Raw genomic sequence first — 24,732 nt, forward strand, 5'->3', positions numbered from 1 at the left:
CGACGAGCCTGTCCGCCCAGTCCGGCGCCAACGGCGGGGTGGCCAACCGCGGCGGCGGCGGCGCCGGCGCGGGTGGCGGGGCGCCGCAGAACGGGACCGGAGCCGGGTGAGCCTGATGACCGAACGCGGAACCGAACGCGGAGAGGTGGCGCACTGATGCGGATCCTGGTCGTCGACAACTACGACTCGTTCGTCTTCAACCTCGTCCAGTACCTCGGCCAGCTCGACGCCGAGTGCGTGGTGCGGCGCAACGACGAGATCGCGCCGACGGAGCTCGGCGACCTGGGCGTCGACGGGGTGCTGCTGTCCCCGGGGCCGGGCACGCCCGAGGCGGCCGGGGTGAGCATCCCGATGGTGCGCGAGTGCGCCCGGCGCGGCACCCCCCTGCTCGGGGTGTGCCTGGGGCACCAGGCGATCGGCGTCGCGTTCGGAGCGACGGTCGACCGGGCACCGGAGCTGCTGCACGGCAAGACCTCCCAGGTCCATCACGACCGCGTCGGCGTCCTCGCGGACCTGCCGTCGCCGTTCATCGCGACCCGCTACCACTCGCTGGCCGTGGAGGAGTCCACCCTGCCCGCCGAGATCGAGGTGACCGGCCGAACCGACAGCGGCGTGGTGATGTCGCTGCGTCACCGCGAGCTTCCGCTCGAGGGCGTGCAGTTCCACCCCGAGTCGGTGCTGACCCAGGGCGGCCACCTGATCCTGGCCCGCTGGCTCGACCAGTGCGGCGACGGCGGCGCCGCGCGCCGGCTGGCACCTGAGCTGTCCGCCGAGGTCGAGGCCCTGCGCACCGCCGCCTTCGCCTAAACGGGTCAGTCCGGGTTCCGGGCGGCCACGTCGGGACCGTCAGCACCCGGGCAGGCTCAGTCCGCCCGGCCCGCCGGGTCGACGGCGTGGGTGAGGGGCAGCGGCCCGTCGTAGGCGGGCATCCTGACGTCCCCGACCTCGTCGATCCGATAACCCAGCCGGTAGGCGGCGACGTACTGCTGGTAGATCGCGATCTGCGGGCTGGCGCGCAGGCCCGCGCGCAGGGCGGCGGCGCCGCCGATCGCGGTGATCCGAAACGGCGGCGAGAAGACCTCCCCGTGCAGCAGCAGCGTGTTGCCCACACACCGGACGGCCGTCAGGGCGGTGACCCGCCGACCCATGATCGTCATCGCCTCGGCGCCGCCGGCCCACAGGGCGTTCACGACCGCCTGCACATCCTGCTGGTGCACGACCAGATCGTCCGGCCCTGGCGCGAGGATCCCCCGCGGATACGGGCCGCGGCGGCTCTCCTGCGGCGCGTCGTCGAGCTGGACGGTCAACGCCGGCCCGTGCACCGGCGCCAGCCCCGCGGCCCCCGCCAGGCCCTGGCCGACGCCCGGCACGACGACCGGCCCGTCGGGCGCCGACCCGTTCGCGGCCGACCCGTTCGCGGCCGACCCGTTCGCGGCCGACCCGTTCGCGGCCGACCCGTTCGCGGCGGCTGCCGCGGGCCGATGGGATTGCTCGGCCACCGCGGCGCGGCGCGCCGCCACCCGCTCCGACTCGCTCTCCACGACCTCGGCGATGCCGCCGGGCCCCAGGGCAGCCGCGGAGCCGCGCAGGCGGTCCCCGGCCGCGAACGGCCCGGCGTTGGCGGCGGCACCTACCAACACGCCGAGGCAGCACACCAGCCCGATCGCCACCAGCTGCCGGGCCCGCCACCGACCCGCGCTGAACGCCCGGCCCGCACGCACCATTCGACGCACGCCGAATGTCCACCCCACCGTGCTCGCCGACCTCTCCGACGCGCCGACCGGGCAGCGCGTCCGCATGTCGGCGGATCGCCGGGCGGCGGCGTGCACACACGCGCCGCCGCAGACCCGGCCGGACGATCCGTCCGCCGCGTCGGAGGTATCGCCTCTCGCCGCACGCTACGCGGCCAGCGACACCCGTGATGCCACGTCGGTGCGATCGGTCGGACGTGGTCGCCGGGAGAGAATCCCGCGCGCCGGCACGCAACCGGCGTGTCATGAGTCCCGCTGTTTAACCTGTTGCCCAGTGCGGGACTGCCACCCGCCGAACAGAGAGGGCGACGGCGGTCGCCGCTCGTCCATGTATGGCCAGCCGAGGAGTCCCGCAGTGCCCGAGTCACGACGTCGCAAGCCGAAGAAGCCGACGCCGAGCGTCAACGCCAATCAGACCCGCCGCAGCCGGCCGCCGTCCCCGCCCTGGTTCGGCGGGCTCATCCTGGCCTTCTTCCTCATCGGGATCGCCTACCTGCTCGTCTACTACTTCTCCAACGGTGGGGTGCTGGGGATGGAGGGACTGGGCGGCTGGAATATCCTTATCGGGTTCGGGTTCGTCGTTATCGGCCTGGCCGTGTCGACCCAGTGGCGCTAGCCGGGTACCAGTCGTTCCGTCGGTCGTTCCGGCCGGTGCCCCGGACACATCCGGCCGGACTTCCAGCGGTGTCATTTATCCACAACCGTTGTCCACAAGTGTGGATATCGACCTCTGCGCGCTACTGACGAAAAGCGACCGCATGAATACCGATCGTCAACTCATCGCCGGAACGTCCCCGTTCGAGACGACCATCGGGTTCTCCCGGGCCGTTCGGGTCGGCGACCGGGTGTTCGTCAGCGGTACGGGCCCGATCTGGCCGGACGGGACGGTGGCCACGGCCGCTCAGGCGCAGGCCCGGCGCTGCTTCGAGCTCATCGGCGCCGCGCTGGCGCAGGCCGGGGCGGGTCTGCGCGACGTCACCCGCACCCGCATGTTCCTCACCGGCGCCCAGCACGCCGCGGCGGTGGGCGCGGTCCACCGGGAGCTGTTTGCGGGGATCCGCCCGGCCGCTACCATGATCGTCGTCGCCGGCCTGCTCGACGAGCGTTGGGTCGTCGAGGTCGAAGCCGAGGCCATCATCGGGATTCGGTAGCGCGACGGTTGGGTCAGCGGGCGAGGACCGCAGCACGCAGCCGGGAAACGGTGCTCTCGGCGTCGGCGGTGGCGACGATCAGCCGACGGAACTCCCCGCCCGGCCGGACCTCGACGACAACCGCCGGCCGGCCCCGGTAGACGGCGGCGAAGTCCTTGCCGTCCCGGGAGCGCCAGGTGCCGAGCACGATCACACGCGGGATGCCGGTCCCCGGCAGCCGCCATCCACAGAGCTCGGTGAACGGTTCCGGTGCTGGGCGGACATCGAGAACCTCGTCGAGGGAGACCGAGACATCGCCGCGTAGCGCGCCGAGCCGCTCCAACCCGCTCATGACGACCTCGACCCGCTTGTCCCTGACCTCCAGGCTTGCCACGCCCCCACGTTAGTGCCACAACCACCATTGATGCCGCGAATACCGCCGAGACAGGTCGGCGGCCACACAGTCAGGTCGACGGGGACGGGCGGGCGTAGGCCTCGGCGTCCTCTGCCCGGATCACGTACATGACCGCGTTGATGAGCGCCAGGTGGGTGAACGCCTGCGGGAAGTTGCCGAGATGACGGCCGCTGCTCGGGTCGATCTCCTCGGCGTAGAGGTCCAGCGGACTGGCCAGGCTGAGCAGCCGCTCGCACAGCTGGCGGGCCCGGGTCAGCTCGCCGATCTCGACCAGCGCCGACACCAGCCAGAACGAGCAGATCAGGAAGGCGCCCTCCTCCCCGGCAATGCCGTCGTCGGTCTCCTCGGTGCGGTAGCGCAGCACCAGGCCGTCCTCGGTCAGCTCGTCGGCGATCGCGAGAACTGTCGCCTTCACCCGTTCGTCCGACGCGGGCAGGAATCCCAGCAGCGGTATCAGCAGCAGCGAGGCGTCCAGCGCCTTCGACCCGTAGTACTGGGTGAACACGCCGCGGTGGTCGACGCCGGAGTCACAGACCTCCGCGTGGATCTCCTCGGCGAGCGCCTTCCACCGCACGGCCGTCAACGTGTCGCCGCGCATCTGCGCGAGCCGGCGGCCGCGGTCCAGCGCCACCCAGCACATCATCTTCGACACGGTGAAGTGCTGCGGCGCCCCGCGCACCTCCCACATCCCGCAGTCGGGCTCCTGCCAGTGCGACGCGGCTGCCTCGACGAGGCGCTCCAGCACCGGCCACAGCCGCTCGGAGAGGTAGTCGCGCGACTTGGTGTGCAGGTAGACGGAGTCCAGCACGACTCCCCACACGTCGTGCTGGCGTTGCAGCGCGGCGGCGTTGCCGACCCGGACCGGCGAGGCGCCCTCGTAGCCCGAGAGGTGCCCGAGGATCTCCTCGTCGATCCTCGGTTCGCCGCCGACCCGGTACATCACCTGGATCTCGTCGTCATGCTCGGCCACATCGGCGATGAACGAGAAGAAGTCGTTGGCCTCGTAGTCCAGCCCCAGGGTGTAAAGACCCCACAGGGCGAAGGTGGAGTCCCGCAGCCAGCTGTACCGGTAGTCCCAGTTCCGCTCGCCGTGTGGCGTCTCCGGCAGCGAGGTGGTGGCCGCGGCCAGCAGGGCGCCGGTCGGCGCGTAGGTCAGGCCTTTCAACGCCAGCGCGCTGCGCTGCAGGTGACGCCGCCAGGGATGGTCGGGGAACATCCCGCGCGAGAGCCACTGCCGCCAGAACTCGGTCGTGCGGTCCACGGCGACGCAGGCCTGCAGGTAGGTGTCCGGCAGCAGCGGCTCCTCGGGGCGCCAGGTCAGGGCGACGAACGCCGTGTCGCCCTCCCGCAGAGTGGTGCGGGCCAAGGCGCGCCGGCCGTCGAAGCCCAACCGCAGGTCGGTACGCAGCCGCAGCGTGATGTTGCTGCCAGGATGGGAGATCACGCCGGCGGAGTAGTCGTCCTCCTCGTACTCCCAGGACTCGGCATGGCGGCCGTAGTCGAAGTTCGGTTCGCAGACGAGGCTGAGGTCGACCGTGCCGTGCTCGCAGCGGGCGAGTCGCAGCAGCACGTGGTCGGCGTCCCAGTCGCTGGGGGTCCGCCGGTGGGTGTTGGAGCGCTTGTGGGTACGGTGCCAGCGGCCGACGACCAGGCAGTCGGTGACGATGAGCCAGCCGTTCGGCGTCTGCCAGGTCGTCTCGAGAATGTTCGTCCCGGGCAGGTAGCGGCGTCCGGCCGGAATCTGCGTGCGGTCGGGACCGAACCGGAAGCCGCCCGCCGAGCGGTCCAGCACCGAGCCGAAGACGCTGGGCGCGTCCGGCCGCGGCACACACATCCACTCGACGTTCCCGCTGGGTGCCACGAGGCACGTCGTCTCGCAGTCGGACAGGAATCCGTATTCGGCGATCGGCGGGAACGGGCTGCCCCCGCTGCGCCGCACCGGCGAATGTGCCACCCTTACCCCCTGATCACGATCTGCCACGGCATCCCTCATCCCATCGCCCGCCTCACCGAGATCAACACAATGAGTGCTGATGAGATAGCGAATAGTAGCCGCTATCCAGCATGGTGCAAGCATCCCGGCCACCCGGCAACTCGGCGCCGATCTCCATGTCGCTCTCCAGCGCCCCGCCGACCCGCGGCCACCGTGCGTCGGGGCGCGATGTGGTTGCGTGGTGGGGTGACCGCGCAGCCCACCGGGTCCGGGGAACCGCCCGGCGCCGACCTTCCGCCGATGTCCGCTGCCTGGTCGCCGCCGCTGTGGCGGGTCGGGCTTTACGCCGTCGCCGGCGCGGCGGCGGCGCTGGTGGCCGCCGTCGGCCCGCTCGCGCAGCGGGTCGGCTCGCTCGACGCCGCCGGTCGGCTGCTCGTCGGCGTGCTCGCCGCCGGCCTGGGCACGCTCGCGCTACGCGACCTGCTCGCCCGGCCGACCCTGCGGGTCTCCCCCGCCGGGCTCGACCTCGTCGACGGCCTGCGCCGCCGGCACCTGCCGTGGGCGGCGGTGCTGCGGGTGCGCGCCGCCACCCTCACCCACAACCGGCGCGCGGTGCACCTGCGCACCCTGGAGGTGGAGACGATTGACGGCCCCATCCTGCTGACCCGCCGCCAGCTCGGCACCGATCCGGGTTCCGTCGCCGAGCGCGTCGAGGAGATCCGGCTCCGGCTGGGCTGACCGGCCGCGGGAGGCTACTAGACCAGGGTCGAGGACTTGACGACCGCGGCGACGAGCAGCAGCGCGATCATCCCGACGACGCCGCCCGCCTGCGCCCACGCGCGGCGCGGCGGAACGTAGGCGTAGATCAGGCCGATGATCAGTCCGGCCGCGAGCCCACCCAGGTGGCCCCACTTGTCGATGCTGCTGAACGAGAAGGTGATCAGCAGGTTGATCCCGAGCACGATGAGGATCTGCCGCGAATCGACTCGCAGCCGGCGGGCGATGACGTAGTAGGCCGCGAAGAAGGCGAAAATCGCGGTGGACGCGCCGACCGAGGCCGTGTAGAGGTCGCCGAGCAGGTAGCTCAACGTGTTCCCACCGACCGCGCCGGCCACGAACAGGCCCAGGTACCGGACCCGGCCGAGGATCGCCTCCAGCTGGAAGCCCAGCAGGTACAGCGCGTACATGTTGAACAGGATGTGGAGCACGCCCGCGTGTAGGAAGGCGGCGGTGAGCAGCCGGTAGTACTGGTCGTCCGCCGCGATCGGGAAACCGATCATCGCGAAGTCGTCGGTGAACCGGTTGCTGGTGCCGCCGCCGGTGAGCCCGGGCGCTCCCTGCAGGATGTAGGAGACGACGCACAGTCCGATGAGGATCTGGGTGACCAACCCCTGCCGGGCGAGCTGCGCCCGGCCGCCAAGGGTGGTGCGCGGCTCGTGCTCACGCGGGGCGATCCGCTCGCCTTCCGCGCGGCCCTCCTCCGGGCAGTGGTACCCGACCGCCGCCGGCCGCATGCAGTCCGGGCAGATCGGCCGGCTGCAGCGTTGGCAGGAAACGTACGTCTCCCGGTCGGGATGGCGGTAGCAGCGCGGGACCGACGGCGAATGCGCCCCGGGCACCGGCGGCCCCGCCGGCGGTCGACCGCCGGCGGGCGGTACCGGCCCGGCCGACCCGGGCGGCGGGGTCCAGCCCGCGTGGCCACCCGGTGGGCCGATGGTGGGCCGCCAGCCCGCCGCGGCTGGCCCGGAGCCCGCATCACCCGCGGGCCCGGCCGGCTCCGGCGGCGGCTGGGTCATCGCCCGACCCCGTGAGCGCGACCGGGTCGAACACGCCGTGGCGGGCACAACCGGCCGGCCGACGGCACGTCCAGAGCTCTCAAGGTCGTACTCCCCGGGGTCGGGTCCCGCCGGTCGGACCGGTCAGGCCGGCCGACGGTCGATGACGATCTCCTGGATCACGATGTCGGACTTCGGGCGGTCCTGCGAGGCGGTCGGCGCCTTGGCGATCGCGTCGACGACGTCGGTGCCCCGGGTCACCTCGCCGAAGATGGTGTGCTTGCGGTTGAGCCAGTCGGTGGGGGCGACCGTGACGAAGAACTGCGAGCCGTTCGTGCCCGGCCCGGCGTTCGCCATCGCGAGCAGGTAGGGCTTGCTGAACGTCAGGTCGGGGTGGAACTCGTCGGCGAACTGGTAGCCCGGGCCGCCGCGGCCGGAGCCCAGCGGGTCACCGCCCTGAATCATGAAGTTCGGGATGACCCGATGGAAGACCGTCCCGGTGTACAGCGGGATCCCGGTCTTCTTGTCGCCACTCGCCGGGTCCGTCCAGTCCTGCGTCCCCGTCGCCAGCCCGACGAAGTTGCGGACGGTCTTGGGAGCGTGATCGGGGAACAGACGGATCTCGATATCCCCCTGAGTCGTCCGCAACGTCGCGTACAGCTCCTCGGCCATGAGCCTCTCTTCTCTTCAGGTCTGGGTAGATGTCGGGTCAGACGGCGCCCGAGCCGGACCCGATCGTATGCGCCGGGCGCAGCCCCGCGTTCCGCACCGCCCGCATCCGCACACGCCCGCCCGAGACGAGCCTCGGCACAGCCCAGGCATGTCACGCAGGTCGGCCTGACACACCTGCAGGGGGTCGGCGCGTTGGAGAGGGCCGCCGACGGGGTACGGCACACTGCACAGATCTTGTCCGCCCGCGATCCCCCGCCACACCTCGGCTCCAGGGAAGGACGCCATGAGCACGACGTTGAAGGACCGCATTTCGCACGTCACCGACACCGCGCCGGTCAGCGGGCTCTCCGACACGGCGAAGCACGCCGCCGACCGGGCCGGCACCGTCGCCCACCGCGCGGCGAGCATCGCCGGGGACACCGCCGGCACCGCCGCGTCGGCCACCCGGGGCGCCGGGGTGACGGTGGCCCACCGGATCTCCGACGTCTCCGGGTCCGCGACCCGCGGCGGGTCCTCCGCCCAGCGCGTCGCCGGCAAGGCTGCCGGAAAGGCCGCGGGGAAGGCCGCGGGGAAGGCCGTCGCCGTCTCCGGACGGGCCGGGCGGCGGATCGAGAAGGCCCGGTACCAGGCGGAACTGTCCGCCGAGCGGGCCCGTGCCGCCGCCGAGCTGCGCACGGAGCGGCAGCGCTCGCGCCGCGCCGTGGCCAACGAGACCAAGACGCGCCTGCAGGCCGACAAGGCCCAGGAGATCCTGGAGAAGCGGCTGGCCAAGACCGAAGGCAAGCTCGCCAAGGTGCATCGCCGGCGCCGGCGCGGCCTGCTGACGCTCACTCTCGTCGGCGCGGGTGCGGCGGGCACCGTCGTGGCGCGCCGCTACCTCACGCAGCAGGACACCTCGACGGTCACCGCCGAGCCGGCGCCGATCGGCAGCACGACCGGCTCCGCCGCGGCCACCGACCGGGCGAGTGGTCGCGGTTCCTTCGACGACCGCCTGCCGACCTCGACGACCGGCCTGGAGGAGATGCCGGGCGTCGACACGACGCTCGGCGAGCCCAGCCGCCCCCGCTGACGAGCACGGCGACGGTCAGCGGCTGCCCTCGGCGGCCGCTGACCGGGGCGCGGCGCGGACAGAACCGGTGACCGGTCAACGGCGCGGCGCCGAAGCCGGTTCGCCGATGCGGTAGGCCCCCGGGGCGTGCCCCGGCACCGCCGGGTGGATCGGCGGGCAGGGGTCGACCCGCCGGTAGGGCCGGCCCAGCGGCGGTCGGGGATCCGGCTCCCCCTTGTTCGGCCAGAACGACATGGCCCGTTCGGCCTGCGCGGTGATGGTCAGCGACGGGTTCGCCCCGAGGTTCGCCGAGATCGCCGCACCGTCGACCACGTGCAGGCCCTCGTGCCCGAAGACCCGCTGGTAGGGGTCGATCACCCCGGTGGACGAGTCCGCGCCGATCGGCGCGCCGCCGAGGATGTGCGCGGTCATCGGGATATCGGCGATCTCACCCACGGAGCCGCCCGGATAGCCGCCTATCCGCGCCGCGATCCGGCGAACGGCGTCGTTGCCCTCCGGGATCCACGACGGACTCGGATCGCCGTGGCCCTGCCGGCTGGTCAGCCAGCGCAGGCCGAAGGGGCCGCGGCGCAGGTTCACGGTCAGCGAGTTGTCGCGGGACTGCATCACCAGGGCGATCATGGTCCGTTCCGACCAGCGCCAGGGCAGCGCCATGGCCAGCGTATGGTGCGGGCGGACCAGCAGCTCCCACAGGTACTTCAGCCAGCGCGGCGCCCGGCCACCACCATCCGTCATCGCGGCGCTGATCAGGGCCATCAGGTTGCTGCCCCGGCCGTAGCGCACGGGCTCGACGTGGGTCTGCCCGTTCGGGTAGAACGACGAGGTGATCGCCACCCCACGGGCGACCCGACGGTCCGGGCGGAACCGCGTCGCGCCGAGGATCGACTCGGAGTTCGTCCGGGTGAGCTCGCCGAGCCGAGGCGACAGGGCAGGCAGGTCGCCGCGCTCGCGCGACGACAGCAGCAGGCGCTGGGTTCCGAGGGTGCCGGCGGCGAAGATGACCTGTCCCGCGGTCAGCGTCCGCCGCCCGCGCCGGGGCAGACCCGGCGTCCGGACCATGTCGACCTCGTACCCACCGCCCGGCCGCGGGCGGACGGCGGTGATCGTGGTGTCGGCCAGGATCTGCGCGCCCGCCTGCTCGGCGAGAAACAGATAGTTGCGATCCAGGGTGTTCTTCGCCCCCCGCCGGCAACCGGTCATGCACTCGCCGCACTCGACACAGCCCGTGCGGCCGGGCCCGGCGCCGCCGAAGTACGGGTCGGGTACTCCGACACCCGGCTCCTGTCGGCCATCACGACCGAAGAAGACCCCGACCCGTGCCGGCGCGAAGCTCGGGCCGACGCCCATCTCGTCCGCGACCGCGTGGAACACCTCGTCGGCGTAGGTCGTCGTCGGGTTCGGGGTCACCCCGAGCATCCGTTCGGCCTGCTCGAAGAACGGCGCCAGCTCGGCTCGCCAATCGGTGATGCCGCGCCACTGCGGGTCGGTGTAGAAGGCGTCGAGCGGCCGGTACAGGGTGTTCGCGTAGACGACCGATCCGCCGCCGACCGCCGTCCCGGACAGCACGATGACCCGCCCCAGCCAGGTGATCTTCTGGATGCCGTGGCAGCCCAACCGCGGCAGCCACAGATACCGGCGGAGGTGCCAGTTGTTGCGCGGCAGCGTCTGCGGGCTGAACCGGCGACCCGCCTCGACGACGAGGACCCGGTAGCCCTTTTCCACGAGGCGCAACGCGCTGACGCTGCCCCCGAAGCCACTACCGACCACGATCACGTCCGCGTCGTGCCCACCGCCGGATCTGCCTTCTGCCATGCCCGTCACCTGCCGCCGTCGACGCCGGCCTCCCATGATGAGCCACCGACCGGCCCGTGCAACACCGCTCGCCGTGCGCGATCCGCCGCCGCTGCGCCGCCACCGAACGCATCAGGCCGCACCGGAACCCCTCGGGGCTCTAGCCAGAACCCGCCTGGGCCCTGCCGGAACCGGCCTGGGCCGGGCCGAACCTGATCAGGCCGCGCCGTCGGCAGCCTGCTGCCGTTCCCGCAGCCGGGCCTCCCGCGCCACCAGGGCGGCTCGCTCGATGGCCTCGAGGGGCGGCCGCGGGATCTCCACGGGGGGCGCCGCGGACTGTGCGGCCTCGGACTGTGCGGCCTCGGAGCGCTTCGGCTCGGTCGCGGCCGGCCGGCCGGCACCGCGGCCCGCCCCGCCCGAGCGGGTGAACCGACCCCTGGGGGCAGGGGCCGACGGCGACTTCGACTGCTCGGCCCGGCGCTCCCGGCAGGAGCTGCACTCGCAGTCCGTCGAGGCCCGCGGCAGACGGTCAAGGCGCCACGACAGGTTGTCGACCTCGTCGCCGTCCCCGACCAGCACTCCGGTCTGGATGATGCGGACGAGGTGCAGGGCCAGCGTGACCGGATCCCAGTTGTCTTCCTCGAAGATGACCTGCAACTTGCCGAAGATCTTCATGAAGTCCGAGGTCGGGCGGCGCATCGCGGTCCCCAGGACATTGATCACCTGGCTGGTGGCGAAGGCTATCGGCTCGGGCGGTGGCGGAGGCAGCGGAACCGTGGGCGCCGGGGGCCCATCCGCCAAAGCCTCGTCCGCCGTCGGCCCGCCCGCCGGGGGCTGCTCCGCGGGCGCCTGGTGCGCCGCGGCCTGATCCGCAGGCTTCTGCCGCTGGGCAGCGGCGGGAACCTCGTCGGCGGGAACCTCGTCGGCGGGAACCTCGTCGGCGGGAACCTCGTCGGCGAAGGATGAGTACGCGCCGAAACCAGGTGCTGCATTCGACGGAGCCGCGGGGGCCTCGTGATGCGCCGGCGCACCTGCGTCACCGGGGCCAGGCTCGCCCGGCGTAACGGGCGCGTCCGTCGGCAGGATCGGGTAGTCCGCGTGACGCCGGTCCTCGGAGCCCTGGTGGGTGTCCGGATGCTGGTGGGCGTCGGGATGCTGGGCGTCGGGATGCTGGTGGGCGTCGGGGTCGAAAGGGCCACGATCGCGCGACGGTACGAGGTCGACGACGAAGCCGCCGGCCCGGTCCTGCGTCTCGCTACCCATGGTCGACGTGGCGCGGGTGCGGCGCCGCGGGGCGCCTTGCCGGTGGGAACCGGCGTGGCTGCGGCGCCCTTGGCGGCGGCCCGGCTCGCGCGAGGGTTCCGCGGCGCTGTCGGCCCCGCCGCGCGCCTGCTCGGTCGACTCGACTAGGCGCACCAGACCGGCCTGCACCATCGAGTCGGGGATGCTCAGGGCGAACCGGGTGGTCCGCCCGGCGGCCGGCCGTGCCACCGTGGTCAGCCAACCCTGCCTGCGCAGCAGGGAAACCTGTCGCTGCACGTGGGTTCGGCTGTAGCCGGTCTCCTCCCGCAGCGTGACCAGACCGGGGCCGGTCACCGCCGCCCCGACGGGAAGGAACTCCGGTGCCTCGGCGACGTGGCTCGCCAGGGTGCACGCAACGAGTTTCGCCGCGGAGGGCATGGATGCGCGTAACACGGCCCGTTGCCATCCGCTGCGATCGGCGATCAGGGTTCCCGACTCCTGGGCCGCCTGAACCGAAACCAGCGCACCGGGAAGGGTGAGCTGGATCGTGTCCGACGGCACATGCCTCCTTCCCTCGGCTGGATCACTCGATGCTGGCGGACTGCCCGGACCCGATGGGGTCACGGCCGGCCGTCCGGGGATCAGCCCCACCGGAACGGGCTCGGTGGGGCGAGAGCGCGTCGACGTCTGTTCAGGCACCGTACTCCGCACCGGGTCAAGCGGCTCCCGTGGAGGGCCACCACGGTCACATGAAGAGGACATGACTCCATCACCGCCGTTGGGTAGTCGTGGTGTGACAGAAACATCAAACATCGCCTGACTGCTGCCAAGCAAAAAGGAGAGGATGCGGCCACGGAAGGGCCACACCCAGCCATCCGCAGAGCAATTTTGAGCAGCCGAAAAATTCAGCGAATTGCACCGCCAGCGACAATCAGACATTGCTTTGATCTGTTTCTTCTACCCCAGCCACGGCTTTTCCGATGAGGTAACTGAAGTTGGGGCCGAAAAGTCGCCTGCGGGGCCACACCCACGCCCGGCGTCGCGCCCGGGCTGGTTCACCCGGCATCCTCTCGAGCCGCCCACCGTCCCAGTCCGCCCACGGGCCACCGCCCGCCGACCGCGACCGCACCCGGATCGGGCCCCGGCGCGGCGCATGGCGCCGAATCACGCCACCCCGTCGGAAACCCGCAGCTGCCTGGGGCAGGCTATTCACCGGATGCGGCTTCCTGCCGCGCTCCCTGCCGCGCTCCCTGCCGTGCTCCCGACACCGCCGGGGGCGGCGGCGCGCCGGCGCCGGGGGACGAGGAGGCGACGGCGATGCCCGCGGCGCCGACGGACGAGAATGCAGACACTGAGCGGACACATTCCACGGACGACCCGGGCCGCGAAAGCCGAGCCGATCCTCTACCACCGGACGAGCCCGCCACCCGACATCCGCCGCGGATTTCAGCGAACGGCGAGCCGAAGCCCTTCCGAACAAGCAGCCATATCTTTGCGTGACCTTGCCGGTAATTCCCGCGTCGCTTCACCACGTCGCCGGTGCCCGCCCCACCGGGGAACCGCGCGACAACCACCGACCGACAGCGTCGGCCGAAGCCGATCGATACATCAATGCCAGGAATGCGGGACGGGGCACGGCAGGCAACGACTGGTTGCACCCGGTGACGAATGCCAATCGGTCACACCGGAGATTCCCGTTCAACCCAGGATGGAAGGATCTGAAGTCAACGTGGATCATTGCCGGATCGCGGCCAACCGAGGCGATCACGGGTCAGGAGAGGCTCCTCTTGCCCAACCAGGCCTCATGGACCGCCACGTTTCCCGCTGACAGGTGGGACGAACGGGTCTCGGGTAGCGCGAGCCCGGCGGCAACCCACGGTGGAACCACCCCAGCGGGCCGCCGTCCGGCTTCCTCCCGTTTTGTCTCTCCGGACGGCCGTAAAAAGGCGGTCCGCAGCATCGGACCCATCTGTCCGGCTATGGAGGCACCACGCCGCCCGCCAGGCCCGCTCGCCGAGGGTTCCCCGCAAGCGGGCGGGGTACCTCGACTGTGCTTCCACGGACGCGGCGCCACCGGGGCGGCGAAGGAGGCAGCAGATGGCCGACATCGTGGTCGGAGTCGACGGCTCACCCGGCTCCCACGCGGCGTTGTGTTGGGGATTCGAGGAGGCCGAGCTGTACAGCTGCGGGCTTCGGGCCGTCGTCGGGATCGGGCGCGGCGGCGCGGCGCACCCGGAGGAGGCAGACGACCTGGCCGAGAAGGCGGCTCACATACTGCACAAGACGATCACCGCCGCGACGCCGGCCGGGTCCTCGGTCTCGGTAGCCGAGGAGGTCGTGGATCGGCCCGGAGCGGAGGCCCTGCTCACCGTGGGGCACGACGCCCGCATGATCGTGGTCGGGGCCCGCGGACGAGGCCTGTTGCACCGGCTGCGGGTCGGCTCGGTCAGCACCTCGGTGGCCGTGCACTCGTCGGCGCCGGCGGTGATCGCCCGCGGTGTCGGTCCGGCGTCGCCCCCGGGCCGGCCGGCGCAGGCGGTGGCCGTGGGCGTGGACGGCTCCCCGAACTCGCTCGCCGCCCTGGTCTGGGCCGCCGCGGAAGCCGACCGGCGCGGGGTCGCGCTGATCGCCGTGCATGCCTGGCTCGCGGCCATCCCGTTCCCCTTCGCCGAGGCACCCGGGGAGATCATCCAGGCGTTGGAGGAACAGGCCCAGGCCACGCTCGATGACGCCATCGTCGAGGTGCACGACGCCTTGCCCGCCCGGCTCGACCTGCGACGCCGGGTGGTGCCGGACTCACCGGCCCAGGCGCTGCTCGCCGCCGGCCGGGAGTGCGACCTCGTCGTCGTCGGCGCCCGCGGCCATGGCGGGTTCGCCGAACTGTTGCTGGGTTCGGTGAGCCATCAGTGCATGATCCACAGCACGGCCTCTGTCGCGATCATCCGCGGGCGGTAGTCGGCTGTTACCGGGTGGAACCGTGCACCACCGCATGCACGTCCGTGACGACCTGTGACCAGGCATACCACCGCACGTTGTCCTCGTCCGGCGCTGGATCCCAGGGATTGCGCAGCAGCACCCGCCCCCGGGCGGCATCCACCGCCAGCACCGGGTAGGCGTGGGCGGCGACGAGGCCGCCGGGCCGGGTCCGAGTCCGGGTGGTGAGCACGACGACCTCGCCCCGGCCGAGCAGCGCCGTGAGGTCCACGACGCTCGTCGCGCGGGCGGCTCGCCGGCTCACCGGCAGCCCGGTGAGGGTCCGCAGAGCGGCCGCGGCGCTACCGAAGGCGATCGCGGGGTATCCGCCGTGCAGGCGGGCGTACGCCTTCTCGTAGAGCGCCGGCCAGAGCTCGGGCTGGCCTGCGGCGTTGTCGCCGTCCATCGCGATCTCCTGGACGGCCTCGCCACGCCCGCCCCCACCGTCGAGGGGCACGGATGCGGTGACCCGGCGTGCGGGCAGCGTCGCGGTAACCGTTACGTCGGCGGTCGCGCCCGAGCCCGGGGAGAAGGTGATCGTGACGGTGCCGTTGGGGTTGCGCCGGAGCCGTTCGGCGAGCAGGGCGGGATCCTGCCGCGCGAGGCCGATCAGCGCCGCGGCGAGGTAGCAGTCGGCAACGGCACCCTGCCCCACGTCGGCTGGGTCGACGCCGTCGCGCACGATGGCGTCCCCGGAACGGTCGACGCCGAGCACCGGCCCCGACCGCTGGCCGCCGGCGGCCAGCGGGGCGGCGGGTTCGAGCCATGGCAACGCGCGTACCAGCTCGTCGAGCAGGTCCGTCGGCGCCCCGGCGAGCAGATCGTCGGCGAGGCCCGCGAGTTCGACCGCGGCGAGTACCGCCCCCGGCCTCGCCGTACCGGCCAGCCGCGCGGCCATCGCGGCGAGGACGGTCAACGGGCCGTCCCGCAACAGCCCGATCACCCCCGCGCGGGCCGGAGCCGGTAGAGCCGCCAGCCGCGCCCGGATCGCGCGCAGCCGTTCGACGTCGGGGACGTCCGGCGCGGAATCCGATCCGGACTCGGAATCGGAATCGAACAGGGCCAGCAGTCCCGCCGCCACCGCCAGGCTCGCCGTTGCCGCGGGTCGAGCGCCGGGCGTCCGACCGATCCGTTCGGACGGATCGCTCGGGCCGGCGCGGCGCAGGGCGATCGGCGCCGCGGCGAGCCGGGACATCCGCAGCTCGAGGTCGGCGGCGGCATCCGGGGCCTCGACGGCTACGAGCCGCAGTCCGCGGCGGGCCGCCCCGCACATCTCGGCGGACACGCCCATCCGCGTCATGGCCCGGTCGGCCTCGCCGACGGCGCTGGCCACCTCGCGGCCGAGCGCCGCCGCTCGAGCCGCGGCCGCGCGCAGGCGCGCGGCGAGGACGCCCAGCAGGACCGGATCGAAGCGAACCGCCGTACCGCCGAGTCCCGCAACCGGCGACCCGGCCGGCTCAAGCGACCCGGGCGGCACACGCGACGAAGACGATCCAGCACAGGCGGCCACGGGCCACGGGGCTCGGGCGGGCGACGGCCACCCGGCCGCGAGCCGGTCGAGCAGTGCGGCACGGGCGCCCAGCGCCTCGGCATCCGCGTCGAGCGCCGCCTGCCAGACGTGCATGCGGTCGGCCAGGCGGGCGCGCAGGGGCGAGCTTCCCGCGTCCACGCTCCGGACTCCGGTCAGCACCGCAGCCACCCGCATGGCGAGCCGGCGCAGCGCGGCGGCGTGGCGGCGCAGGTCGTCGGCCGGCCCGGCCAGCGCCGCGGCGCCGCCCGTCGGAGCTGGTCCCTCGCGCATCCACCCGCCCGTCCGGCTCGGTCGACCCCGATGATCAGGGTAGCCCGCGCGGCCGGCATGGCCACGCCGGCCACGTGGCCGCGACCGAGGACCCCGCGCCGCGCTAGAGTTTGATCATTTAGCTGGCAGTGCCCCGCGATCAACCGACCGCGGCGCCGAGCCCTCAGGAGGGCCGACCGTGACCGACGCCGTCGTCGTCGCCGCCGCCCGCTCGCCGATCGGTCGAGCCTTCAAGGGCACGCTACGAGGGCTGCGGGCCGACGATCTCGCCGCGACGATCATCCTGGCCGCTCTCGACCAGGTTCCGATGCTGGATCCCACCGAGATCGACGACCTGATCCTCGGCTGCGGGCTGCCGGGCGGGGAGCAGGGACACAACATCGGCCGAGTCGTCGCGGTCAGTCTCGGCCTCGACAGCGTGCCGGGCACGACCGTCTCCCGGTACTGCGCGTCGTCCCTGCAGGCGATCCGGATGGCGATGCACGCGATCCGCGCCGGTGAGGGGGACGTGTTCGTCGCCGCCGGGGTCGAGGTCGTCAGCAGTTTCGTCAAGGGCAACAGCGACAGCCTGCCCGACACCCAGAACCCCAGCTACGCCGGCGCCCAGGCGCGGACCGCAGCGCTGGCCGCCGCGGGCTCCCCGCCGTGGATCGATCCCCGCCGCATGGGCGAGCTGCCCGACGTCTACATGGCGATGGGTCAGACGGCGGAGAACGTCGCGCGGCTCACCGGGGTGGGTCGCGCCGAGCAGGACGAGTACGCCTACCGGTCGCAGAACCTCGCCGCGCAGGCCATCGCCGCCGGCTTCTACAAACGGGAGCTCACCGCGGTCCGGCTCCCCGACGGCACGGTCGTCGACGCCGACGACGGGCCCCGGCCGGGCACGACAATCGAGGCCCTCGCCGCGCTCCCACCGGTCTTCCGGCCCGACGGCACGGTGACCGCGGGCAACGCCTGCCCGCTCAACGACGGTGCGGCGGCGATCGTCGTGATGAGTGACACCAGGGCTCGTGAGCTGGGCGTCACCCCGCTGGCCCGGATCGTCTCCACCGGGGTCAGCGCGCTGTCCCCCGAGATCATGGGCCTCGCCCCGGTCGAGGCATCCCGGCAGGCGCTCGCCCGGGCTGGGATGACGATCGACGACGTGGACCTCGTCGAGCTCAACGAGGCCTTCGCGGCGCAGGTCATCCCGACCTACCGCGAGCTCGGCGTCGAACTCGCGCGGCTGAACGTGCACGGTGGCGCGATCGCGTTGGGGCACCCGTTCGGCATGACCGGCGCAAGGATGATGACCACCCTGATCAATGGGTTGCGCGCCACCGACGCGACCATCGGGTTGGAAACGATGTGCAGCGGCGGGGGCCAGGGAATGGCGCTTGTCCTGGAGCGGCTGTCCTGACCCGTCAGGTGTCGGAGCTCACAGCGGCGTCGTCTCGGGCGTCGCCCGCGGGTGCGCCACCGGGATCGCCGGGGGTCTCGGCCGCGGCCCGCTGAGGTGGAGCCGCACGGGGAGCACCCCCTGCCGGCGTGTCAGGGACAGTCAGCATGTCAGGGACAACGATTTCGCCGGAGACAACGACCGCGCCGGAGACGGCCGAGGCGTCCTCTCTGGCGCGCGGCAGCCCGGTAACGGTCCGGCCGCCGGCACCCCCTGGATGATCACCGGTAACGACGCCGGGTGGCGGCCCGCACGCCATCGCCGTGGCGGGCAGCGCCCGGACCGGCAGCCGGCACGTGATGGCCCACAGCCGCAGCCGGGCCTGGACCTCCGGCCGGGTGAGCTGGACCGCGGCCACGACCAGGCCGCCGCCGATGATGCCGTCGAGCCAGTAGTGGTTAGCCGTGATGACCACGACGATGGTCGTGGTGATCGGATGCAGGATGGCGAGCCACCGGGCCCGCATGCGCAGGATGGTGATCACCCCCCAGGCCTCCAGGATCGACCAGCCGATGTGCAGGCTCGGCATCGCCGCGTACTGGTTGGCGACGGTGTCGTGCGGCCCGTAGGGCGACGGCCCGAACACCGCCCCGGTGTCGACGAGCTTCACTCCGGGCACCAACCGTGGCAGGAATCGGGGGGGCGCCAGCGGGTAGGCGATGTGAATCAGCAACGCGACGCCGGTCGACGCCATGATGACCGTCCGCACCCGGCGCCAGGCCGGCCGCTGAAAGATCAGCACCCAGAGCAGAAAGGTGATCGCCGCGGGGAAGTGCACCACGACGTAGAAGCGGTTCGCGAACTCCAGAAGATGGCTGGAGTGCAGCGCGAGGGACTGGAAGGACGACTCGCTCGGCAGGTCGAACAGACGCTCGAGGTGCCAGACGCGCTTCGCGTGGTGCAGGGCCTCGATCTCCCGGCCGACGGCGAAGTGCCGGCCCAGCCCGTAGAGCCAGTACAACGAGCCCAGCAGAACTACCTGACCCAGGATGAAGGCGCTATTGCGCAGCGCTCCGACCGCCCGACCAGGTCGATCGCCCCGGCCAGAGCCCCGGGCCACCGCGGCCGGCCGGACCGGCGCACCCAGCAGGGTCTGGCCCGTCGTGCTCACCACGAGCAGTCTCGAACCATATCCGCCTCCCATGACGACACTTCCCGTTAACCCATCCATCGTTCTTACCGACCGATCGGTAAGGAAGGCCGAGAAAAAGATGTGAGATAGGGCTCAGTCCCGAAACTCTTCTCGACATCTCACGCTGGGTCGCCTAGCTGTCCCGGCCGTGGGACCGACGACGGACGAATGATCACCTGTCCCAGCTGCCTTACCCGCAGATTAACAACAGGGAACCCACTGCCTTCATTTCCGCCACAGGTAGCTCTCAGTCCGACCTACCACTCACTTCATGACATCCGCCGCACTAGGCAATTGGCACCATCCGGTCGCCCGCGCCGTCCTGTCCTGCCCTCCCCGCTGCCCGGGTCGTCGACCGCCTCCCACCGAGCGGAACCCAGGCCGGTGCACGGGCATCCGCCACCGGCTCCCAGCCGTACCGTGGGCCGGCCGGTCGCCGCAGCTGGCGTAGGCCGGCCGACCCGGGCAGCCGTGACGGGTGCAACCGGACAGGGACCCCCGCGCTCCCGGCGGTGCTGTGATCCCCGCCGCTCACCTCGTCCGGATCGGCCGCGACTTCGACGGCCTTCCGGCCTTCCGGCCAGCCGGGGCCGTCGGCGCCGTGTCTCGCCGACAGTGCAGGTGCACGCCATCGACCACCACAGCGGCAGGGAGATGGACCGCCATGATGTCCGCGCCCGTCGGGGACGGGTTCGTCATCCATGGCCGCACCGTGGGCAGCCCGCCGCGGCACGGCGTCGTGATCGAGATCGGCGGTGTCGACGGTGGTCCGCCATTCGTCGTTCGATGGGGCGGACGGGCACGAGAGACCGTTCTTTCCGAGCCGTGCCCCCCGTCGAGCTCCACGTCACCGGCAGCCGGTCCGAATCCGACCGTCGCCGTCGCCGTCGGCGGTCGGCCCGCCATCTGCCGGCCGACCGCCGACGATGCGGCCGCCGCGGCCGCGCGCTGGCACCATCGGGTAACTCACGGGGGAGGCACGGGGGAGGCACGGGGCCGCTCCCCAGCCCGCCCGTTCCTACGACCACCTACAGGCCGAACGAGGGTTGCCTTGAAGGCATCGCGTCTATGAGGCGTCGAGACCTCCGCCGCCGATTACGCAATGTGCCCCCTCGGTTCCATTCGGAAGTTCCAAAAGATCAACGTCCGAGCTACTCCCCTCGAATGTGATCTACGCTATACACCGAGGGATGCAGCCCTCGGACCGACCGGTCACTTTGCGTTGATCCGGAGGCCAAAGAAGACTCCGGAGCGTGCCCGATGCCGCCAAGCACCATGCCAGCCGACAATCCGACGAGCCGTCCTGACCCGACCGACCGCACGAGCTCGTCCGACGGGGATCCCGGCGGTCCCTTTTCCCGGAACCTGACCGGTCCACGGGCGCACGGGCCCGCCGAACCACCGGACGGCCCGGGCGGGCGCTGGCGGGCGCTCGTCACACGCAACGGCCGGCGTTCCGGTGTCGTCGCCGTCGTGACCCTGCTCGTCACGCTCGTCCTCGGCTACGGGTTGAATCGGCTGGAGTTCACCACCGGCCAGGACAACTACCTCAACAGCGATTCACAGGTGGCCCGGGACAACGTCGACTACCAGTCGTTGTTCGGCGGTCAGGCGATGCTCACCCTGTTCACGATCGAGCGCGGCGCCGACGCCGGCGACCTGTTCACCCCGCACAACATCGAGCAGTTCCGGGCTCTGCAGACCGAACTCGACGCCGATCCGCGCATCCAGTCGGCGATCACCCCGCTGACCGCGCTGGAGTTCACCGACAAGCTGGTCCGCAGCAATACCGGCAACGTCCTCGACAGCCCGGCCGCGAAGATGCTCCTGGGCGCCCAGAGCCGCGACCCGGATCCGGGCTCGGCGCAGCGCCGTCTCGGCGACTCGCTGGCCACCCTGAAGTGGATGCAGGCGATCCCCGAGGCGCAGCGGACGTTCGCCAACCCGGCCTGGGTCGACTTCCTGCTCCACGACAACACCGGCGCGATCCGCAAGTCGCTGCGGCCGTTCTTCCCGACCGCGTCGACCGCCCAGATGATCACCCGACTGGAAGGCAACGCCTCGCTGGACGCCGAGGGCGAGGGCGCGCGGATCGTCGAGCGGGCCACGTCCGGCCTGCGGTTCGACCACGCGACAGCGATGACCACCGGCGCCGCCGTCCTGCTCCGGGACATCAACAACTACCTCCGCGGCGGTTTCCTCACCCTCGGCGTCATCTCGCTGGCGCTGATGGCCGGGCTGCTGGTCGTCGCGTTCAAGGTGCGCTGGCGGCTGCTGCCGCTCGGAGTCGTCGGAGTCGGGCTCATCTGGGCCTTCGGGCTCGCCGGGTACATCGGCGTGCCGCTGTCCGTGGTGACCATCGCCGGCCTGCCCGTCCTGCTCGGCGTCGGCATCGACTTCGCCGTGCAGCTCCACAGCCGGGTCGAGGAGGAAGCCCAGCTCGACCGGGCCGGCAACCCCGTGGCGGCGGCGCTGGCGGGGCTGTTGCCGGCACTGGCGCTGGCCACCGTCGCCGCCGTGCTCGCCTTCCTGGCCCTGGAGTTCAGCCAGGTTCCGATGATCCGCGACTTCGGCACGCTGCTCGCCCTCGGGCTGCCGGTCATCGTCATCGCGACGGTGCTGCTGCTCACCGCGTCGCTGACCACGCGGGAACGGCGCCGGCCCACGCCGCCGAAGGACTACACCCACGGCCCGCTGGGTCGCACCGTCATCCGGCTGGGCGCCCTGCCGCGGATCACCGTGATCCCTCTCGTCGTGGCCGCTGTCGCGATCTTCATCGGTGGGATCTTCGCGGACGACCGGCTGACGATCCAGACCGACCCCGAGAAGTGGGTCGACCAGCAGAGCCAGGTGATCAAGAACATCAACACGCTGCGGGCGAGCACCGGTTCGGCCAGCGAGCTCGGCATCTTCGTCCAGTCGCGCGACGTGTTCGACGACCAGACGGCGGCCTTCGTCGGCAGGTTCGCCAACGCGCAGCTCGCGGCCCACCCCGACGACCTGCTGGACGCCTCCAGCCTGGTGACGACCATCAGCTACATGATGGAGGTGCCGAACACCACCGTCGTGATGCCGACCGGCGCGGACATCCGGCTCGCCTACCAGGTGGCGCCGCCCGACATCCAGCGCGCCATGGTCAACCGCGAGCACCAGGCGCTGAACCTCGTCTTCCGGACCGGCTCCGGGTCGCTGGAACGCCAGGCCAGCGTCGTCGACGGCATCCGCGACCACGTCCGCCCCCCGGCCGGCATCAGCGCCACCCCCTCGGGGCTGGCCGTCGTCGGCACCGGGCTGCTGGAGAACTTCGCCAAGAACCGGGTCGAGCTGACGTACTACGCCCTGGCCGCGGTGTTCATCCTGCTCGTGCTGTACAACCGGGGCCTGGTTCGGGCGGTGCTGTCGGTGGTGCCGGTGCTGATCGCGGTCGGCCTCAGCTCGATCATCGCCCTGCTGATCGGGGTCGATCTGAGCCCGCTCACGGCGGTCAGCGGCCCGTTGATCATCGCGTTGTGCACGGAGTTCACGACCCTGCTCGTGCTACGCCATCTGGAGGAACGCCGCCGCGGCCTAGGGCCGCTCGAAGCGGTCGAGGCGGCCGCGGCCCGCACCGGGCGGGCCTTCCTCGTCTCCGCACTGGCCGCCGTGATCGGCGTCGCCGCGCTGGCGTTCAGTTCGCTTCCGCTGCTGCGGGACTTCGGCCTGCTGGTCGCCCTGAACGTTGCCGTCGCCCTGCTGTCCGCGCTGGTCGTCCTGCCTCCGCTGCTGGTCTGGGCCGACGAGCGGGGTTGGGTGCACCGCCGCGGCCCCGCCAGCACCGCCGGGACGGCGAGAGCGGACAAAAGGCGCGTAAGCGGATAAGCGGCTGCGCAAAAGGCCGGTGTTGCCCGCCGCCCGTCGCGCCTCGCGCCGGCACGGACGCGGCCGGCGACGGTGGCACGGGGCCGGCCCGGGTCTTCGTTCCCATGCCCGTATGTGGCACGCTCAGGAAACGTGTTCCCGGGCCGGCGCATCACGGCCACCGCCGCCGGCGGGTGGTTCCCGGGACTACCGCCCCCGCCACGCAGGCTCGGCAGCCGCCCGAGCGTCGAAGGAGAAGGCATGAGTTTCGACTTCAAGGTCGCGGATCTCGCGTTGGCCGAGTTCGGCCGCAAGGAGATCCGTCTTGCCGAGCACGAGATGCCCGGCCTGATGGCCACCCGGGCGGAGTACGCGGCCAGCCAGCCGCTGCGGGGCGCCCGCATCATGGGTTCCCTGCACATGACGATCCAGACCGCGGTCCTCATCGAGACCCTGGTGGCGCTCGGCGCCGATGTCCGCTGGGTCTCCTGCAACATCTTCTCCACCCAGGACCACGCCGCCGCCGCGATCGTCATCGGGCCGAACGGCACCAAGGACGACCCGCAGGGCGTGCCGGTCTTCGCCTGGAAGGGCGAGACCCTCGAGGAGTACTGGTGGTGCACCGACCAGGCGCTGGCCTGGCCGGACGGCGGCACCCCGAACATGATTCTCGACGACGGCGGCGACGCGACCCTGCTCGTCCACAAGGGCGCGCAGTTCGAGACGGCCGGCGCAGTCCCGGCGACCGACCCCTCGGACAGCGAGGAGTACGCGATCGTCCTGGAGACGCTGCGCCGCACCATCGCCGAGAAGCCCGGTCGCTGGACCGAGACTGCGCGCAACATCAAGGGCGTCACCGAGGAGACCACCACCGGCGTACACCGTCTCTACGAGATGGCCAAGGCCGGCACGCTCGCCTTCCCGGCGATCAACGTCAACGACTCGGTGACGAAGTCGAAGTTCGACAACAAGTACGGCTGCCGGCACTCGGTCATCGACGGCCTCAACCGCGCCACCGACGTGCTCATCGGCGGGAAGGTCGCCGTGGTCTGTGGCTACGGCGACGTCGGCAAGGGCTGCGCGGACGCGCTGCGCGGCCAGGGCGCCCGGGTCATCGTCACCGAGGTCGACCCGATCTGCGCCCTGCAGGCCGCGATGGACGGCTTCCAGGTCACCGTGCTCGAGGACGTCGTCGGGATCGCCGACATCTTCGTCAGCACCACCGGCAACTTCAACATCATCACCGCCGCTCACATGGCCGCGATGAAGCATCAGGCGATCGTGTCGAACATCGGACACTTCGACAACGAGATCGACATGGCCGGCCTGACGAAGACCGCCGGCATCGAGAAGATCAACATCAAGCCGCAGGTCGACGAGTGGGTGTTCCCGGACGGCCACTCGATCATCGTGCTCGCCGAGGGCCGGCTGATGAACCTCGGCTGCGCGACCGGCCACCCGAGCTTCGTGATGTCGAACAGCTTCACCAACCAGGTGATCGCGCAGATCGAGCTGTTCACCAAGACCGAGAGCTACCCGGTCGGCGTCTACGTGCTGCCCAAGCACCTCGACGAGAAGGTCGCCCGGCTCCACCTCGCCGCGCTCGGCGTGAAGCTCACCGAACTGACCAAGCAGCAGGCTGACTACATCGGCGTGCCGGTCGAGGGGCCGTACAAGGCCGACCACTACCGCTACTAGTCGCCACCCTCATCAGGGACCGCTCCACCGAAGATGATCAGGGTCGCCGCGGCGGCCTGACGTAGGGCCGCCCGG

The 24,732-nt window shown here is 71.8% G+C and carries 19 protein-coding genes; 10 read left to right on the forward strand and 9 right to left on the reverse strand.

Going from position 1 to position 24,732, the window contains the following annotated elements:
- The first annotated feature begins 156 nt into the window (after positions 1-156).
- Positions 157-807: an aminodeoxychorismate/anthranilate synthase component II gene (locus NBZ83_RS08300; RefSeq protein ID WP_261574674.1), complete on the forward strand. Its 651-nt coding sequence runs from the start codon at positions 157-159 to the stop codon at positions 805-807.
- Positions 808-863: 56 nt separating this feature from the next.
- Here the strand turns inward: NBZ83_RS08300 and NBZ83_RS08305 are convergent, their stop codons facing one another.
- A complete protein-coding gene (locus tag NBZ83_RS08305) occupies positions 864-1,724 on the reverse strand; it encodes a DUF881 domain-containing protein (RefSeq protein ID WP_261574675.1) in 861 nt (286 codons plus the stop codon).
- Between the two features lie 382 nt (positions 1,725-2,106).
- On the opposite strand from NBZ83_RS08305, the gene NBZ83_RS08310 reads away from it, so the two are divergent.
- Both NBZ83_RS08310 and NBZ83_RS08315 read left to right on the forward strand, forming a co-directional pair.
- The gene (locus tag NBZ83_RS08310; protein ID WP_044886061.1) at positions 2,107-2,367 is read left to right on the forward strand and encodes a cell division protein CrgA; all 261 of its coding nucleotides are present in this window, start codon (positions 2,107-2,109) and stop codon (positions 2,365-2,367) included.
- 142 nt (positions 2,368-2,509) lie between these two features.
- Positions 2,510-2,902, forward strand: a complete 393-nt coding sequence (locus tag NBZ83_RS08315; protein WP_261574677.1) for a Rid family hydrolase — start codon at positions 2,510-2,512, stop codon at positions 2,900-2,902.
- 13 nt (positions 2,903-2,915) lie between these two features.
- Here the strand turns inward: NBZ83_RS08315 and NBZ83_RS08320 are convergent, their stop codons facing one another.
- Both NBZ83_RS08320 and NBZ83_RS08325 read right to left on the reverse strand, forming a co-directional pair.
- Positions 2,916-3,275, reverse strand: coding sequence for a hypothetical protein (locus NBZ83_RS08320; protein ID WP_261554827.1), 360 nt, complete (start codon positions 3,273-3,275; stop codon positions 2,916-2,918).
- A gap of 70 nt (positions 3,276-3,345) precedes the next feature.
- Positions 3,346-5,250: a glycoside hydrolase family 15 protein gene (locus NBZ83_RS08325; RefSeq protein ID WP_261566095.1), complete on the reverse strand. Its 1,905-nt coding sequence runs from the start codon at positions 5,248-5,250 to the stop codon at positions 3,346-3,348.
- Between the two features lie 279 nt (positions 5,251-5,529).
- Here NBZ83_RS08325 and NBZ83_RS08330 point away from each other — a divergent pair, with 279 nt between their 5' ends.
- Positions 5,530-5,967, forward strand: coding sequence for a PH domain-containing protein (locus NBZ83_RS08330; protein ID WP_261574678.1), 438 nt, complete (start codon positions 5,530-5,532; stop codon positions 5,965-5,967).
- A gap of 17 nt (positions 5,968-5,984) precedes the next feature.
- Here NBZ83_RS08330 and NBZ83_RS08335 read toward each other — a convergent pair whose 3' ends face one another.
- On the reverse strand, positions 5,985-6,848 hold the full coding sequence (locus NBZ83_RS08335; RefSeq protein ID WP_261574679.1) for a rhomboid family intramembrane serine protease: 864 nt from the start codon (positions 6,846-6,848) through the stop codon (positions 5,985-5,987).
- Positions 6,849-7,148: 300 nt separating this feature from the next.
- Positions 7,149-7,676 carry a peptidylprolyl isomerase gene (locus NBZ83_RS08340; RefSeq protein WP_261566098.1) on the reverse strand — a complete coding sequence of 176 codons (528 nt, stop codon included), beginning with the start codon at positions 7,674-7,676 and terminating at the stop codon, positions 7,149-7,151.
- A 283-nt stretch (positions 7,677-7,959) separates the two neighbouring features.
- On the opposite strand from NBZ83_RS08340, the gene NBZ83_RS08345 reads away from it, so the two are divergent.
- Positions 7,960-8,745: a basic helix-loop-helix domain-containing protein gene (locus NBZ83_RS08345; RefSeq protein ID WP_261574680.1), complete on the forward strand. Its 786-nt coding sequence runs from the start codon at positions 7,960-7,962 to the stop codon at positions 8,743-8,745.
- A gap of 75 nt (positions 8,746-8,820) precedes the next feature.
- Here the strand turns inward: NBZ83_RS08345 and NBZ83_RS08350 are convergent, their stop codons facing one another.
- Positions 8,821-10,557: an FAD-dependent oxidoreductase gene (locus NBZ83_RS08350; protein ID WP_261574681.1), complete on the reverse strand. Its 1,737-nt coding sequence runs from the start codon at positions 10,555-10,557 to the stop codon at positions 8,821-8,823.
- 195 nt (positions 10,558-10,752) lie between these two features.
- Positions 10,753-12,339, reverse strand: a complete 1,587-nt coding sequence (locus tag NBZ83_RS08355) for a hypothetical protein (RefSeq protein WP_261574682.1) — start codon at positions 12,337-12,339, stop codon at positions 10,753-10,755.
- A gap of 1,536 nt (positions 12,340-13,875) precedes the next feature.
- Here NBZ83_RS08355 and NBZ83_RS08360 point away from each other — a divergent pair.
- On the forward strand, positions 13,876-14,733 hold the full coding sequence (locus tag NBZ83_RS08360) for a universal stress protein (RefSeq protein WP_261566102.1): 858 nt from the start codon (positions 13,876-13,878) through the stop codon (positions 14,731-14,733).
- A 7-nt stretch (positions 14,734-14,740) separates the two neighbouring features.
- Here NBZ83_RS08360 and NBZ83_RS08365 read toward each other — a convergent pair whose 3' ends face one another.
- Positions 14,741-16,552, reverse strand: coding sequence for a C2 family cysteine protease (locus tag NBZ83_RS08365; RefSeq protein WP_261574683.1), 1,812 nt, complete (start codon positions 16,550-16,552; stop codon positions 14,741-14,743).
- Positions 16,553-16,730: 178 nt separating this feature from the next.
- Between NBZ83_RS08365 and NBZ83_RS08370 the strand changes: the two genes are divergently transcribed.
- Positions 16,731-17,951 (forward strand): acetyl-CoA C-acetyltransferase, encoded by a 1,221-nt coding sequence (locus NBZ83_RS08370; protein ID WP_261566104.1) that lies wholly within the window; start codon positions 16,731-16,733, stop codon positions 17,949-17,951.
- 4 nt (positions 17,952-17,955) lie between these two features.
- On the opposite strand, the gene NBZ83_RS08375 is transcribed toward NBZ83_RS08370, so the two are convergent.
- Positions 17,956-19,104: a phosphatase PAP2 family protein gene (locus NBZ83_RS08375; protein WP_261566105.1), complete on the reverse strand. Its 1,149-nt coding sequence runs from the start codon at positions 19,102-19,104 to the stop codon at positions 17,956-17,958.
- A gap of 685 nt (positions 19,105-19,789) precedes the next feature.
- Between NBZ83_RS08375 and NBZ83_RS08380 the strand changes: the two genes are divergently transcribed.
- The 3 genes from NBZ83_RS08380 (at position 19,790) to ahcY (ending at position 24,657) form a co-directional block, all read left to right on the forward strand.
- Positions 19,790-20,194, forward strand: coding sequence for a DUF1918 domain-containing protein (locus tag NBZ83_RS08380; protein ID WP_261566106.1), 405 nt, complete (start codon positions 19,790-19,792; stop codon positions 20,192-20,194).
- A 188-nt stretch (positions 20,195-20,382) separates the two neighbouring features.
- A complete protein-coding gene (locus NBZ83_RS08385; protein ID WP_261574684.1) occupies positions 20,383-22,980 on the forward strand; it encodes an efflux RND transporter permease subunit in 2,598 nt (865 codons plus the stop codon).
- Between the two features lie 240 nt (positions 22,981-23,220).
- Entirely contained in the window at positions 23,221-24,657 is a 1,437-nt protein-coding gene (gene ahcY / locus NBZ83_RS08390) for an adenosylhomocysteinase (RefSeq protein ID WP_261566108.1), read from the forward strand.
- The last annotated feature ends 75 nt before the right edge of the window (positions 24,658-24,732 follow it).

The organism is Frankia gtarii, from assembly GCF_025403375.1.
Classification (GTDB): domain Bacteria; phylum Actinomycetota; class Actinomycetes; order Frankiales; family Frankiaceae; genus Frankia; species Frankia gtarii.

Coding starts and splice junctions, on each gene's coding strand:
- NBZ83_RS08300 (WP_261574674.1), top strand. CDS start 157: ATGCGGATCCTGGTCGTCGACAACTACGACTCGTTCGTCTTCAACCTC.
- NBZ83_RS08305 (WP_261574675.1), bottom strand. CDS start 1,724: ATGGTGCGTGCGGGCCGGGCGTTCAGCGCGGGTCGGTGGCGGGCCCGG.
- NBZ83_RS08315 (WP_261574677.1), top strand. CDS start 2,510: ATGAATACCGATCGTCAACTCATCGCCGGAACGTCCCCGTTCGAGACG.
- NBZ83_RS08330 (WP_261574678.1), top strand. CDS start 5,530: ATGTCCGCTGCCTGGTCGCCGCCGCTGTGGCGGGTCGGGCTTTACGCC.
- NBZ83_RS08340 (WP_261566098.1), bottom strand. CDS start 7,676: ATGGCCGAGGAGCTGTACGCGACGTTGCGGACGACTCAGGGGGATATC.
- NBZ83_RS08345 (WP_261574680.1), top strand. CDS start 7,960: ATGAGCACGACGTTGAAGGACCGCATTTCGCACGTCACCGACACCGCG.
- NBZ83_RS08350 (WP_261574681.1), bottom strand. CDS start 10,557: ATGGCAGAAGGCAGATCCGGCGGTGGGCACGACGCGGACGTGATCGTG.
- NBZ83_RS08360 (WP_261566102.1), top strand. CDS start 13,876: ATGGCCGACATCGTGGTCGGAGTCGACGGCTCACCCGGCTCCCACGCG.
- NBZ83_RS08365 (WP_261574683.1), bottom strand. CDS start 16,552: ATGCGCGAGGGACCAGCTCCGACGGGCGGCGCCGCGGCGCTGGCCGGG.
- NBZ83_RS08380 (WP_261566106.1), top strand. CDS start 19,790: ATGTCCGCGCCCGTCGGGGACGGGTTCGTCATCCATGGCCGCACCGTG.
- NBZ83_RS08385 (WP_261574684.1), top strand. CDS start 20,383: ATGCCGCCAAGCACCATGCCAGCCGACAATCCGACGAGCCGTCCTGAC.
- ahcY (WP_261566108.1), top strand. CDS start 23,221: ATGAGTTTCGACTTCAAGGTCGCGGATCTCGCGTTGGCCGAGTTCGGC.